A 15,892-nucleotide genomic window follows, 5' to 3' on the forward strand; every position below is an offset into this window, starting at 1 on the left:
TACCGATACGAAAGACGAATGTAAAAGCATATATTGTCCTATGCCTTGCTTATATATTAAGGTAGGAAAGGGCACGGAAACATTAGTAATCTGAAAGAGAAATGAGCAATCTGATAAACCAACATTAAAAATATTTTTACGATGAAAAAGCTTTTTATTACCCTTTTTGCTGCCATAGCTTTCTTTGCAGCAACGCCAGCCACAGCACAAACGGCTGATGCAGACTACAATTTGTACGGACACCTTGTGGGTGTGAACGAAAACAACGGCATCTACAAGTTCACGACGGAAGCCACTTCGCCACTAACGGCGGTTCAGAAAATACCCTATTCGCCCGACTACGGCATCGTAAAGGTGAAAGACCGCTACTTTTTCTTCGTGCTCGACGACTCGGGTTACGGTGTAGAAATGTATATGTACATCTACAACGCCAACGATTTTACTTTCATCACACGCCATAAAGTGCCTACCGATATGGTGTCTATCGGCTGTCCTATTGCATACGACGAGAAGACGGACAAGGTGTATTCTGTCTACAAAGACGGCAGCACCTACAAGCTATGCACCCTTAACCTTACCAAACACGAACGCAACGAGGTGGGCACACTGGGCAACAACTTCCTCGCAATAACCTTCAACAGGGAGGGAAAGCTCTACGGCATCAACTCGGCAGGTAGGGTTGGAGAGATTTCAACCACCGATGCTACCTTCACCGAGATACTTTCAACGGGTATGAACCCGCTCTATCAGCAGTCGGCAGCATTCCCTGCAAACGACAGCAACACGATGTATTGGGCTGCCACGCTCGACGATTGGGGCGGCACTCCGGGCATTTACAAAATTGATTTGAAGGCTAAGACCAGCACAATGCTGCGCGAATTCAAGCACGAAGAGGAATTTGGCTGTCTTTGGGTGGGCGATAAAGTGATGGCACAGGGTGCTCCTGCCGCTGCCACCGACCTTGCTGCCGACTTTGCAAACGGCGAACTGACGGGCAAAATCAACTTTACCGCACCCGAAAAGACTTACGGCGGACAGACGCTTACGGGCGACCTTACCTACAAAGTCCTCGTAGATGGCGTGGAAAACATGCAGGGCAGCACGCAGGCAGGCAAGGCTACCATTGCCGAAGTTACCACCACGCAGGGTCTGCACGATTTTGCAGTCATCGTAATCAACGCCGAGGGCGATGGCGACAAGGCTGAAATAAAGAACATATACGTAGGACACGACACGCCAAAGCAGGTGAAGAACGTGAAGTTGGTGCAGGGCGGAGCCACCGATAAGCTGACGCTGACATGGGACGCAGCCACCGAAGGAATGAACAACGGATATGTAGACCCAACGGAAGTGAAATACCAAGTGCGCAAGATGCCTTCGGGTGAAATTGTAGACAATGCTGGCACATCGCCATACACCTACACCGTAACGCAGGAAAAAGCCGAAAAGTGCTTCTTCGACGTAACACCATACATCGACGACGAGCACAAAGGCTTGCCCACAGCATCGAACAAGATAATGATAGGCAAACCTTTTGAGGTGCCCTACACTGCCACTTTCGACACCAACGACGAAGTATTGCTCTTCACCATCGAGCACATCGGCGACGGAAACACCTACTGGGATTGGGACTACGACTACAAGTTCATGAAGATATACAGCTCTACTGCGCCCAAGGACGACTGGTTGTTCACACCGTTCATTGCCGTAGAGGAAGGCTCGATATACAAACTGTCGTTCGATGTGCGCACCATAGGCACCGAAAAGTATGAAGTGAAGTACGGGGTGGCACCCGAAGCCGTTGCCATGACCGAGCAATTGGTGGAAGATACCGAAGTGGATACCGACCAGTTCGCCACTCGCAGCGTCGAGTTCACTGCCAACAAGACGGCTGTTATCTACATTGGCTTCCACGCCAACACCACAAACGTGGAGAAAGGTATGAACTTCTACCTCGACAACATACGCTTGGAGAAGGTCGGTACAACCGCTATCGGCTGCATACCTACCACCACAACCGATGCGAACCTGCGCATTGCCGACAGCGGATTTTATGTTCTTGACCGCGATACCCACGTCAGTGTGGCACGCATCGACGGCACCACCGTGCTCAGTCGCACCGTTCAGGCTGGTCAGCACGTATCTCTGCCGAAAGGCATCTACATTGTGCGCACTGCCAACGCCGCACAGAAAGTGGTTGTGAGGTAAGGTTCGGGTAAACCGCAGAAACCATTTAGTAAACATACAGCACGTCCCACATTGCAGAATAAATGCAGTGTGGGACGTTTGTTTTAGTTCTTCAACAATTTCATTTATCAAAAATAAATAGTATCTTTGCAGAAAAAAGAAAGCAGTATGCAGAGAGATAACACGCAGACATTATGGCAAGTAGTGAAAGGATACTTCAATGCTTTCCCAGAGAAAGATTGCGAAGACGAAGTGGTAGCGCAGATAAGCGATGGCGTAGACTTTCACGGTGCAACCCTTTGGGTACTTATTTTTGCCATCTTCATAGCCTCGTTGGGCTTGAATGTCAACTCAACGGCAGTCATAATAGGTGCCATGCTCATATCGCCACTGATGGGACCAATCATCGGAATGGGCTTAGCAGTGGGCATAGCCGACCTTAAATTGTTCAAGCGGGCACTTACAAACTATCTCATTACGACGGTAATCAGTGTCGTTACGGCTACGATTTACTTCACCATTTCGCCCATTACCGAAGCCCAATCGGAACTTTTGGCACGCACATCGCCCACCCTCTACGACGTGTTAATAGCCCTTTTTGGTGGTGCTGCGGGCATTTTAGCCATCTCCACCAAGAGTAAGAACAACGTAATACCGGGTGTTGCGATAGCCACGGCATTGATGCCTCCGCTCTGTACGGCAGGTTATGGATTTGCAATGGGCAACACTTCCTACTTCTTTGGTGCATTCTATCTGTACTTCATCAATACGGTTTTCATCGCCTTTACCACCTGCATAGGCGTCCGCTTGCTACATTTCCATCGCAAGAAGTTTGTCGATCGCGAGAAGATGAAGCGGGTGAACTATTATATTATAAGCATTGTCATCATCACAATGTTACCTGCTGGCTATATGACATGGAGCATTATCAAGCAGAGTGTAACTGAAAACAACGTTGAGAAATTTGTACGCGACGAGCTGAATAACAATGGAACGTACATTATTTCGTACGAATACGATTCAAAAACCAAGACACTCAACGTGGTGGCAATAGGCAAACCAATCTCAGTCGGTGCCATAGCGAAAGCGCAGAAGAGTATGGCAGACTATAAGCTTGGCGACTATACACTTAAAGTGATACAAGGAGCGAGTTCCGATAGCCTTTTGGCCATACAGCGTAACAAGAAAGGTTTGGCTGTTACAGGCGAAGGAAACTCGTCCAAATGGCAAGAACAGGCATATCAGAACGTTGCATTGCAGAAGCAGTTGGCTGCCTATACACGCTATCCTGTATTGGCAAATGATATGAAACGCGAGCTGAAAGTGGTGTGCCCTGCAGCCAAAAGCCTTGTTCTTTCTCAGTCTTCTGAATGCTTTTTAGATACCGCTTTGACGAAAGGATATGTTATGGCAGTGGTTAAAACCAACAATACGCTTGCCAAAGACGATAGGCAACAGCTTTATGAATGGCTCAAGGCGAGAGTGAAAACCGACAGTCTGGAGTTGATAGTTCTGCCACAATAGCAAGTGCGGTCAGTATGTCGATTGCCGAAGAGCATTTGTTTCGTCAAGGGCAGAAAACACTTCAGTTTTGTAAAGATTATTCCGACGAAAAACGATAATTTCGATTTGACACTGCGAAAGCGGCTGTTTTGCATTGTAAAACAGCCGCTTTTACCGTGCAAAACCTACGCTTTTGGAACGCAAAACAATAGGTTTTGCAACACGCTGATAACAAGATAGTTATACGATTGATGCGCTTGTGAAAAATATTTACACTATTTGTGAGTATTTTGAACAGCAGCAGTAGGTACTTGGACTTGCCTATAAAGAGTGCTATCCTCGCAGCAGACTCTGTCAGAGTAATGTTTTCACCCATTAGCATTTTTCCTTTTTTATCGTATAGCAAATTGGCAGAATGTTGAAAAATATCACGATTTTTCTTCTTTTCGTTTGTGTAGTTAAAATAATATTTTTATTTTTGCAAAAGTTAGTAGATATTTACCTATAAGAAAAGATAATTAAAAACCATACATAGCCTTATACCTTAATTTATACGGAGGTAGGGCAGGGAACGTTACAATCAGTAATCTGAAAGAAAAATAGCAATCTTCAGGCAGGTCGGCACGTAGCTTTGACGCAAGACAGCTACACCGTGTGCACTGCCAACGCCACACATTTGGTGGTAGAGAAGTTAGGTTGGGCAGCCGTATGCAGGCACGAAATGAAAGAAAAATATCTTTGTCATCATCGTAGTAACATATTAAATACTAAATTTATTGCTTATGGAAAAGAAGTCTAACTTTATGTTTGCTGGCTTTTTAGCCTTTTTGCTGTGTTTGCCGTTGGGAATAATGGCACAGAGCAACAGCCAGCGTGAGAGTAAATTGAGAGATGCCTTGTCAAGCAGACGAGGCGGTTTGGTGTTGGGTTCAACACTGAATACGCCTGTCGGTTCACTTCTTAATACAGATAGTCCGCTATTGCAAGTAGCAGGTGCACCATTGCAGAAGCCGTTTGGTGCGCCTATAATGAAAGCCCCTGCAGGCACCGTTCTGTGGGGAAACGTCATTCACCAAGAAGGCTGGAAGGTGGGTTCAGCTGCCTACGGAATGTATTCGGTGGGCACAACTGCCCCCATTCAGGTGAATGCGTTAGGTCTTATGAATTACATGGAGGTTAATTCGGGTAGTGGTATCGTTGGCGACGTGTTCCATGCAATGTATTTAGACCTCTTGGCATACTCGGAAGGTCGAGTCATAGTGCATCATTATACCTACGATATAGACACTTGGGAACAACTGTCTGACGATAATTTGGGTGAAGATGGATTGTCGCTATGTGCTATGGAAACGGCACAAGACCGCAATACAGGTAAAATCTATGGTGTGTTCTGGGACGAAAGCGGCACGAACCTGCAATGGGGAGTCATCGACTATACCAAAATGAAGCGTGAGTTCATAGGTTGGGCAGAACATCAGTATGTGGCTCTCGGCATCAGCAAGGAGGGAACGCTATATGGAATATCGCTCGAGGGCGACCTATACTCTATCAGTACTGCCGACGGAAAGGAAACACTTGTAGGTTCGACTGGTGTTACCGTGAAGGATTCGTATGGCAATTATTATCAGCAAAGTGGCGAGATAGACCAGAAAACCAACACGTTCTATTGGGCAAGCATAGACCAAGACGGCAAATCGGTGCTCTATAATGTAGACCTTGCTACGGGACGTGCCAACAAAATTGGAGATATGCCTGCCGAAACGCAGGTGTTGGCACTGACTATTCCTGCGAATACGGCAGCTCCAGAAGCTCCTGCACGCATCGAAGACCTCAAGTTTGTGTTCGACAAAGGCAATACAACGGGTCGCATACAGTTTACTGCACCCAGCAAGAAGATGAACGGTGAAAGTCTTTCGGGCAACCTTACCTACTATGTTGTTGCCAACAACGACACCATAAAGAAAGGCGTTGCAGCGGCAGGCTCGAAGGTAGATGCAGAAATAACCGTTGCTGGTGGCGATACAAAGTTCCTCGTTACCACTGCCAACGATGCAGGCTCGTCGCCCAAGGTCAGACATTCTGTATGGGTGGGCTACGATATTCCTGCTGATATAGAACGAGTTAAGTTCAGCTACGACGGTGCAACCGCTGTCGTTACATGGGCTGCCGTAACGAAAGGCGAGCATGGCGGATATGTAGGCGATGTGAAATACGACGTGAAGCGAATGCCTGACGGTGCACAAGTGCAGACCGATGTTGCAGGCACAAGTCTCTCAGTAGCATTCACAGCTACCGAATTAAAGAAGTATAGCTTTGTTGTTACGCCGAAAGCAGGCAACCGTAAGGGCAAGGGCATTGCATCTAACGGAATCGTTATCGGCAATGCGCTCACGCCACCATTCAAGGAAAGCTTCTACGATGAGGAGTCTTTCAATAACTTTACAGCAGTAGATGCCAACGACGACAGCCAGACATGGGAGTGGGGATTGGCAGACGACTGGAAGGGACGCGCACAATCGGGCTATAATCCTAAGGGTGCAGCAGACGATTGGCTTATGTCGCCACCGTTTGAACTGAAAGCCGACCGACTCTACACCGTTTCGCTCGAGGCTTACAATACGCTTGCAGGAGAGTACAAGGAGGTGATGGAGGTTGCCTATGGCGAAGGTTACAACCCTACAACCTATACGAAAGTGGGTCAGCCAGTAGTCGTTCCGAAAGCGCAGACAAAGTTCTCTTACGAGATTAGAGTGCCGAAAGACGGCACATATCGTTTGGCTATTCACGATAAAAGCGGTTATAATCAATGGCGTTTCTATGTTCGCAACTTCCAATTGGCATCTGGCTCGCTCTTTACGGCACCCGATGCATCGACCGATTTCAGCGTAACCGTAGACCAAACAGGTGCAGAAAAAGCCACATTGAACTTTACTCTGCCTACAAAAACCATCGGTGGCAACGCACTTGCTGCACAGTTGGATTCGGCAGTGATATACCGCGACAACGTTAAACTCGGTGTAATGAAGCAACTGATGAGTGGTAAGCGGGTGAGCTATCAAGACAACAACGTTGCAAAGGGCGCACATATATATAAGGTAGTAGCCTATAATACGGCGGGAGCAGGACGCGAAGCAGTTGCGAAAGCCTTTGTCGGACCCGATATGCCAGCTGCACCAACAGGCTTGAAGGCATTGGACAAGAGCACAATGGCTACTCTGTCGTGGGATAAGATTTCTACCGTCGGAGCCAATGGTGGCGTTGTCTTCCCCGAAGAGGTTACCTATAACGTTATTTCGATGAAGAATGCGAAGGAACCTACCGATACTTTGGCATCGTTCAAGAACAACACCAACTTTGATGTAACGTCTATCAACCTCAACGATGGCGAGCAACAATGCTTCGTTTATTGGGGTGTTTCAGCGCAAAACCAGTTGGGAAGCAGTGGCATAGCTACCACCCGACTCATTGCTGGTAAGGCTTATAACGTGCCATTCAAGGAGAGTTTTGCCAATGCATCGCTCTCTTCATTGGTTTGGTTGGCTGATACAAAGGGCACATCATGGAAGATTAAACGTGGCGTAGCTTACGATAACGACGGTGGCACACTCTGCTTTGAGCCTACAAATGCAGGCGATGAAAGTACTTTAGGTACAGGAAAGATTTCGTTAATGGGTACTACTGCCCCGAGATTGATATTCAACTACGGGCGTAAAGACTTCCCCGACACCAAACTTGTTGTGTTTGCACAGCGTCCTGACGGCACACGCACCGAACTGAAGACCATTGATTACTCTAAAATAAATGGGAACGAAGCGTGGCTGACCGAAGTTTTATCGTTGGACGGATTTGAAAACGAACGCTACATATTCGTTGGTTTCAAAGCCATTGGCGGCGATAACCGTGCGCCAATCTTTGTCGATAACATTCGCATAATGGAAGTTCAGCGACACAACTTGGCTGTTACCGTATCTGGAACAGGCAAGGTTATCAAGGGACGCAATGCCAAACTGAATGTGAAAGTTGAAAACATCGGCGAGCGCAGTGCTGAAGAGTTCACCATACGCATAAAGTCTGCGGACAAGGAAATTACTTCTTCCGACCAGACGGAGGCACTCGCATCGTTCAATAATCGCACACTGACCTTCGATGTTCCTACATCTGCCATCATTGCAGAAGCGAAAGAGATGAAGGTAGTGGCAGAAGTTGAATACGATAAGGACTTGGACAACACCGACAACAAAGCCGAGTTTATCATCAGACTCGAAGATTCTGAAAAGCCAAAGGTTCGGGATTTGCGTGGAGTAAGGGAACAATCGAAGGTTTCGCTTATATGGAGAGCTCCAAGTATAGAGCCACAGACCGTAACGGAAGACTTCGAACGCTACGACGCATGGTCTACAGAGTTCGGCGATTGGACTCTGGTGGACGGCAACAAGGGCTATGCAGGCGGTTTCTTCAACGACCTTTGGTACCCTAACCAGTTTACGCAGTTTGCTTATATCATCTTCAATCCGTATGTCTTGGGCGAAGATGTGCCACGCCTTAATCCGTGGTTGCTGCCGTCCTCGGGCAAGCAATACGCTGCTGTTCCTTACGAACTCGATGCCACTGGACAGGCTTATGTGAACAGCGATAACTGGATTATCAGTCCGAAACTCTCTGGGCAGGCGCAAACCATCTCGTTCTATGTGCACAATATGATGGTGAACAACGTTGCTTATATTGAGAATTACGACGTGCTTTGTTCGACAACAGGCAACGAGATAGCCGATTTCACCAACACTGTTGTTAAGAACCGAGAAGCCGTTTCGGGCGAATGGGAGAAGATAACCATTGACGTGCCTGCAGGTACGACCTACTTTGCAATCCATCAGACGACACCGCAGACAGGTCTTATGTTCGGTATCGACGACGTAACTTTCATTAAAGCGACGCCTGTGCCTACGCACTATGGCATCTATCGTGAGGGAGAGCGTATCGACAAGGTAACAGCTACACAGTTCTATTATGTAGACAATGCTGCAGGAAACAATAATCGCTATGCCGTAACAGCAATTTATGCCGACGGAACAGAGTCTGCTCCGGCTGAAGTCAATATTCCTACGGGAATCGACAGCGTTGTCATGGACGGCAAACCAGTAGATGTTTATACTATCGACGGCAAACTTGTGCGTCGCCAGACAACCACACTTCGTGGTCTGCGCAAGGGCGTATATGTTGTTGGAAACAAGAAAGTAGTAGTAGAATAGACAATTTTTTGTCGGTGTCTTCGTTCTTATCAGTCGGGGACACCGACATTTCTCTAACCATAAGGTAATGGAAAAACCGAGCAGCAAATGCAGTTCGTTTCCCCACTGGATATTCATTTTTTAAACATATATATATGAAAATTAAACAAAACCTATTCGTAGCCCTGGTGCTTCTGATGCTCGTGCCCACATTTGCATGGGCTAAGCCACGCACAAAGGCACAGATGAAGAAAACAGCTGCAAGTGCAATTAATCTGCAGACCACACTTGGCAAGCACAAAATGAACGCTCCACAGCAGGGCGGTAAAAGAACAGTAAACCAGTTGCGCGAGTTGAAGCAAACCCACACGTACACCGTGTTCGGATATACCGATGGTGGCTTTGCCGTAATCTCGGCTGACGACCTCGCACCCGAACTGCTTGGCGTGTCGGAATCGAACTTCGTAGAAACCGATAACCCCAGTTTCAAATGGTGGCTGAAGGCTATCGACGAAGTTATAACCAACGCTGTGAAGAACAACAAGCCCCTGAGTGTCATTAAACCCGATCCATCTAAGTATGCTGCTGAAGTGTCTACATTGCTCACAACGACGTGGGGACAGCAGATGCCTTACAACAAATTGTTGCCTAACACGAAGAAAGGACGACTGATTACGGGCTGCGTGGCAACAGCAACAGCACAGGTGCTCAACTATTTCAAGTATCCAGTGCGAGGCATAGGCTCACATACGGTACACTATCCAGCTAACGACCCCAGTGGCGTTGCTATCAGTGCAGACTTCGGAAACACCACCTACGACTGGGCAAATATGAAGGACGATTATAGCGGAAACTACACCGAAGCCGAAGCTAACGCTGTTGCAACCCTTATGTTGCACTGCGGTGTGGCTTCCGAAATGCAATATGGCGGTCCTAATGAGGGTAGTGGTGCATATATGACCGACTGTGCCGCAGGCTTGCGAACCTATTTCGGATTTACCGATGCTGAATACATTACTCGTGCTGACTATACCGACGAACAGTGGATGGACATCGTTTTCAGCGAACTAACGAAAGGACACCCACTCATCTACGGTGGTGTAAGCCCTGGTTCTATGGGACAAGACGCTGGACACGCTTTTGTAATCGACGGCTATAACAAGGCTGGCTTGGTGAGCGTGAACTGGGGTTGGAACGGCGATGTTGATGGATACTACAAGATAGACTTGCTTAATCCAGGCAATATGTACTCTTTCACTGCCGAACAAGATATGGTTAGAGGTGTTTACGGAAAACCAAAAGACCTTGAAAAGCGAACCATAAACCTTACTAAAGCAGGTATGTTGGCAGAAAGCATACCCGCCGATATGCGCGAAAAGATAGGCGAGCTTACGCTGACAGGCGACATCAATGGTTCCGATTTCCGCGTTATCCGCGAAATGGCAGGCTGCGACTATGCAGGTAAATTCACACAAGGAGGTCTCTCAATGCTCGATATAAAAGGTGCAAGAATAGTAAGTGGTGGCGAAGCATATCTGAAAGACGGTCAACTAACCACCACCAACGACAACCTTCCAGAGCGTGTTTTCTACGGCTGCAACAGTCTTAGGAAAATCGTTCTGCCCGATGGACTCAAGACAATCTCCGACGGAACGTTTGCACTCTGCCGTGCGCTCGAAGCAGTAGATAACATTCCAGCTGGCGGTGGTGATAATTTCGTTTATGAAAACGGAATTTTCTACACCAAAGACCGCAAGGAAATCATCAGCGTTGTGCCCTCTGCGAAAGGCGACCTCGTTGTTGCCGAAGGCATAACCACCCTCCGCAACTATGCTCTTGCAGGTTGCATAGGCATCAAACGCCTCGTGTTGCCTACAACCATCACCAACTTGGGCAACGAGAGTATGGCAGGTTGCCACAGCCTTGCCGAAATAAAGATATTCGCAAAGCAGCCGCCAAAGGTGGGCAAAGACCCACTGCTCAGCAGCCGCATCAACAGCATCATTCTGCGTGTTCCTATCGACACCAAGAAGACTTACAGAGGTTGGGCAGGAATACCATACAGAAATATAAAGGAATTTGGCAGCATTGTTACCGTGCGCAATACCGTTCGTGCATATGGCGAAGCCAATCCGAAGTTCGGTTACTCTGTACGTGGCGAATACTTCGAGGGCAAACCAGAAATTACTTGCGAAGCTAACGAGAAGTCGCCAGTAGGCAAATACGACATTCGAATCGACTACGGAACCATCACCGACAAGAGTATACAGCTTGTAGGTGGCGTCCTCACCGTCGACAAAGCTACCCTCACGGTCAGCACCGACAACGTTACACGCCAAGAAGGCAAGCCAAACCCAGAGTTCGTTCTCCATTACAGAGGATTTACGAACGGCGAAAACGATCAGGTACTCACCGTCCGTCCGACAGCGTCTACCACTGCAACCGAAACCAGTCCTGCAGGCGAATACGACATTATCATCAGCGGAGGCGAGGCACAGAACTACAAGTTCAGCTACAAGAAGGGTAAACTCACCGTCCTAACCGCTGCAGGCATCGACCACGCCGACGCCTCTGACGCAGCCACACCTCAAACAGTCTACTCTGTTTCAGGTGCTAAGGTTGGCACAACCGCATCTCTTTCTTCACTTCCTCGCGGTGTCTACATCGTGAACAATAAGAAAGTAGTTGTGAAATAAACATTCATCAAACCTCAATAAGTTGTTTTCACCGATAACCTATTGAGGTTGATATTGACAAAACAACCCGAATAGGTTGTTCGTAAAAGCAACAACTCATTTGTCCGATAGATATATTGGTGTCCGCAACAACCTTTTTGCGGGCACCAATATTTTTGTTTCCCTTCCTTTAAACCTACTGCAAACCATAGCTTCTATATGTTGGAGCATTACTTATCACGTTCCTAATACCAAGAAAGCATCGAATTTATCTATAATATTCTAGGTTATATAGAACTCATAGAAACCCTGTTGCAAAAATAGAAAACAGCTTCAGCTTTGTAAAGATAATTCTTACGAAAAACGGCAATTTCGATTTGGCGTTGCGAAAGCGTAGGTTTTGCAACGCAAAACAGCCGCTTTTACCGTGCAAAACCTACGCTTTTGGAATGCAAAACAATAGGTTTTGCAAGTCGTTTGTAATGAGGTTGTTATACAATAACTGTATCTGTGAAGAATATTTACAAAATTATGAGTATCTGTAAGTATGAAAGGTATAATAAAAGAGTTTACTTCCTATGCCTTCTAATTGCTTTCTATAAAATATTATGAGTGTACAGATAGAGGAATATGGGGTAGGGTTTAATTTGGGGCAGTACGAGTTTATACAATCTTTTGTATAAATAGAAATATCCCCGAAAGCTATTATGCTTTCGAGGATATTATTGTTTGGCTACGATTAATCGTTATGTTTATGGTGCTTTGTTCACGCATTGATTCGCCAGATGCAAATCTATGGTGGGGAAAAATGGTTAGGGGATAACCTTAATTGCAGCACAATTGCCGATGCGAACGAAGAAAGGCTGGCGTGGAAGGTCTGAAATAAGGTTGTTACCAGTGCGAACAGTTGTGCTTTTTAGGCATTTTCCATTGAATGTATAGATGGCGAGGGACTTGCCAACATATTGTTCGGCTTGGATTTTTAATATACCGTTGTTCAGTTCGCACTGTACTTTGGGTTGTTCGGCACGAATGTTTTGAATAGCTGTTGGGTTAGGGTCGTTGGCTAAGTAAGAAAGACCTACGTAGCAATAGCCGCACCCTTCTACTACCATCAATCCACAGGTAGCAAGCGTTTTAGAAGTTGGGTTATACATTTGCCAGCAGTGGGTGTCTGGATTCATGCCTCTGTCCTTAAATCCATTGGCTATGAGGAGCTTGTAAACCTCACTGATTTGCGGTGTTGTTACGCGTTCCCAAGATGATGCAAGTAGGTAGAGAGCACACAATTCATTCTCTTCAGGTGTGAAAGCAAGCATAATAAATGGAAATTCGGTATTTGTTGTAGACAGAATTTCAAGTCCTTTGCGGTCTTCTGCACTGACTTTTGGGTTCATTGTCCAATAGTCGGAGGTGTAGTTCGTGTATGCTCCGCTTTTTAAAAAGGTTTCCATTGTTTCTGCTTTGCTTTGTCCCCAAGTAGCTGAGAACTGTGGAAATGGCATGTCTACATGGTCTTTTACCTCGACCGAAAACTTTATTTCGTCCAATATGTGGTTGGGGTCGAAAGTATCTAATGTACCTGGATAGGCACTTGAGATGCGCAATGTTAGGTTTGTGCGACCTTTTCCGACCGACTTAAAGGCGTTGCCCTCAGGTTCTATGACTGTATTGTCGTCCGTGGTGTAGCGTATAACGATGCGCTCACCCTTTGTTATGTGTGCCTGTGTGGCTTTGTTGTATTTCTTTATATACATACGGTAAGTGCGGTTCAGCGGAATTGTCATCTCGTTGGCAGTTAGTATGCCGTGGTCATCATTGCCTGCATATGCTTGCAAAGTGCTTATTGTAAAGAGCATTAGACAATAGATGATGCTATATCTGATTTGTTTTATATTTTTCATTGTTTATTATATTTTGTTGTTAGAAAAGGGTTTTGTTAGTTTGCTTCAATGATTACTTTTACTGTTAACAGTGTTTCTGCTTTGGCAGGCATCATTGTTACGATGTAGATGCCTGCGGGTAGTTTGCTCGAAGTGGCATAGCAACGACCTGCAACATTGTGTATTGACAAAATGCGGACGCCGTCTGACGCTGCAATGTGTCCGTCTACAATGTTCAGAGTGGGCATTGCCATGGCTGTTTGTGCAATGTGGGTAATTACTTCCCCCTCTCCGCACGGTACAGGAAGTTCGTCATTCACACCTACAAGTCGTCGCCATACATACTCGGCACGGTCGCCGTTCAGTTTTTCGGTAAATTCCTGCGAGCGCATCTCTGCACGAGCATAGGGCATACCTACCGAATTGCCATTGTAAAGTGCTTTGTCGTAATAGCAGTTTTGTGTGTTTATAATCAGTCCTTCTGTCTTTATTGCAGCTGAGAAGATAGGGTCGAAAGCACCATCGGGGTCTGTTGCTTCTACACGACCAATATTGTAGGAATTGCGTATATTGATAGAAGAGCCCTGTAGCCCCATTCCTAAGAATCCGCCTGCATAAGATTCAGCTTTTATGTCGCCTGCATTGAGGCAGTCGTCAATGTTAATACTGCCTGATTCCACGTAGCCGACAATTCCGCCAGCGAAGTTACTGTTGGTGTGTATGCTGCCATAATTGATACAACGGCTTATGCTTGTTCCCTGTACGCTATTCAAACCTAATATTCCACCTACTGCTACATCATCGGCTTCTACACTTGCTCTTGATGTACAGTCTGTTATAGAAGATGGTGAAAGGAATGCAGAGGTTGCTATACCGCCAGCATAGGGCTTCAATCGAGCCTTTACCGTTACGTTTTCGCCCGCATGGCAGTTGTGCAATGCCGAACCTACAAGCACGGAAGCAACGCTTGCAACAATGGCATCAGCTTCGAAATGGCAGTCTGCCAATGTAAGATTCATCACCTTGGCATCTTTCAAAATGCCGAAAAGAGCTACGCCAATATTGTTCTTTCCTTTGAAAGTCATTGTGAGCTGGGTAATCTTATGATTGTCGCCATCGAATGTTCCACTGAAAGCTTTCAGCGTTGTTCCGCTCGTTCCGAAGTTGTTTCCGATAGGCTTCATATTGTTTACGCCACTCATATCAATGTCTTTCGTTAGTTTGAAGTATCTGCCTGCATAATCGGTTTCGGTGTCTACAGCAAGCGAAAGGTCTTCTATATCGCCTGCTGTGCTAATCAGATAGGGACTTTCCTTTGTACCCTCGCCACCACTATACGTGAATTCGCCTGCCTTACGGATAGCTTTTCCCGTCAGTTGCACTTCGGTTGTGGTTTCTCCCGATTGCAGTTTCAGCACGGCTTGGTAGGTGCCCAATGCCTGTGGAGCAAAGGTTACGTCGATGTTGGCGGTTCCATTTGCCTCTGTAACCGTTATTTTGTCTGCCGATAAGCTGAAGACTTGTGCGCTTTCGCCCATCAACGACAATGCAATATCTGCATTTAAGTTCTTATAAGTAATGTTCAGCGTCAGCTTTTTCGTTTCTCCTTTGTTCACTTCATCGAACGACAGGAGGTCGTTGTTTGCAATAATGGAAGGTCGGTTAGGTGCTTCGGCTTCGTAATCGGTAATGCTGATATCGTCCAAATTAAAGGCTGCATCGAATTTTCCTGCGGCAGCATAGTCGAAAACAGCATAATCGGTACGCACAATGCGTATGCGCCCTGTCTCCACATTAGCCTTTGCGTGGAAGGTTTGCACATCTTCTTTCGGTGTAAAAGGCTGCCCGATGGTTTCCCAATGCTCACCTTTGTCTTCCGAAATTTGCACACACCATGCTACCTGTGATGCTTTGTGCTCGCCGTAGGCGCGATAAACAAACTCTACAGTGCCTATGCCGCCTACTTTATCTTCGGTCATTGCCATATAGGGCATCTCCTTCATCGACATTTTGCTGCCATAGATGCGTGCTGCATATTTGCCGTTGGCAAAGTCGTTTGCCCCTCCCGTGCGTCTGACGGCATACATCGACCACGCCAAACCGTTCAATTTAAGGTCGTAATGGTTCGGTCTGTCGCCGAGATTGTCAGCTTTTGCCGTTTCAAAATCGTAGTTCCACGCTTGTTTTGCCTGCCCTCTAAGATAGGTAGGAGAAGCCTTTAGCCCCAAAATACAGGCAAAGACGAATGTCATAGTTAAATAGATGTACTTCTTTTTCATAAATATATGCGTTTAAAAAATGAAAAGATAAAACTGTTGTTGCAATGTTGTTCTTGCTTTCAATAGTTAGTTTTTCAGTTTGTCAAGTCAGTTATTTGTGTGTGGTTCAGCTTGAAATATTGGTTTGAAATACTTCG

At 46.4% G+C, this 15,892-nt stretch carries 6 protein-coding genes; 4 read left to right on the plus strand and 2 right to left on the minus strand.

The window, feature by feature from the left end; all coding sequences use genetic code 11:
* Nucleotides 1–141: 141 nt before the first annotated feature.
* From BWX39_RS09060 to BWX39_RS09080, 4 genes are all read left to right on the plus strand, one after another.
* Entirely contained in the window at nucleotides 142–2,208 is a 2,067-nt protein-coding gene (locus BWX39_RS09060; RefSeq protein ID WP_028905970.1) for a choice-of-anchor J domain-containing protein, read from the plus strand.
* A 147-nt stretch (nucleotides 2,209–2,355) separates the two neighbouring features.
* The gene (locus BWX39_RS09065; RefSeq protein WP_028905969.1) at nucleotides 2,356–3,711 is read left to right on the plus strand and encodes a TIGR00341 family protein; all 1,356 of its coding nucleotides are present in this window, start codon (nucleotides 2,356–2,358) and stop codon (nucleotides 3,709–3,711) included.
* 761 nt (nucleotides 3,712–4,472) lie between these two features.
* Entirely contained in the window at nucleotides 4,473–8,939 is a 4,467-nt protein-coding gene (locus BWX39_RS09075) for a choice-of-anchor J domain-containing protein (protein ID WP_244271528.1), read from the plus strand.
* Between the two features lie 134 nt (nucleotides 8,940–9,073).
* On the plus strand, nucleotides 9,074–11,614 hold the full coding sequence (locus BWX39_RS09080) for a C10 family peptidase (protein ID WP_028905967.1): 2,541 nt from the start codon (nucleotides 9,074–9,076) through the stop codon (nucleotides 11,612–11,614).
* A 791-nt stretch (nucleotides 11,615–12,405) separates the two neighbouring features.
* Here the strand turns inward: BWX39_RS09080 and BWX39_RS09085 are convergent.
* Nucleotides 12,406–13,497 (minus strand): hypothetical protein, encoded by a 1,092-nt coding sequence (locus BWX39_RS09085; protein ID WP_028905966.1) that lies wholly within the window; start codon nucleotides 13,495–13,497, stop codon nucleotides 12,406–12,408.
* A 35-nt stretch (nucleotides 13,498–13,532) separates the two neighbouring features.
* Nucleotides 13,533–15,755 carry a hypothetical protein gene (locus BWX39_RS09090; RefSeq protein ID WP_028905965.1) on the minus strand — a complete coding sequence of 741 codons (2,223 nt, stop codon included), beginning with the start codon at nucleotides 15,753–15,755 and terminating at the stop codon, nucleotides 13,533–13,535.
* Nucleotides 15,756–15,892 lie beyond the last annotated feature (137 nt).

Origin of the sequence: Prevotella intermedia ATCC 25611 = DSM 20706 (genome assembly GCF_001953955.1) — a bacterium.
Classification (GTDB): domain Bacteria; phylum Bacteroidota; class Bacteroidia; order Bacteroidales; family Bacteroidaceae; genus Prevotella; species Prevotella intermedia.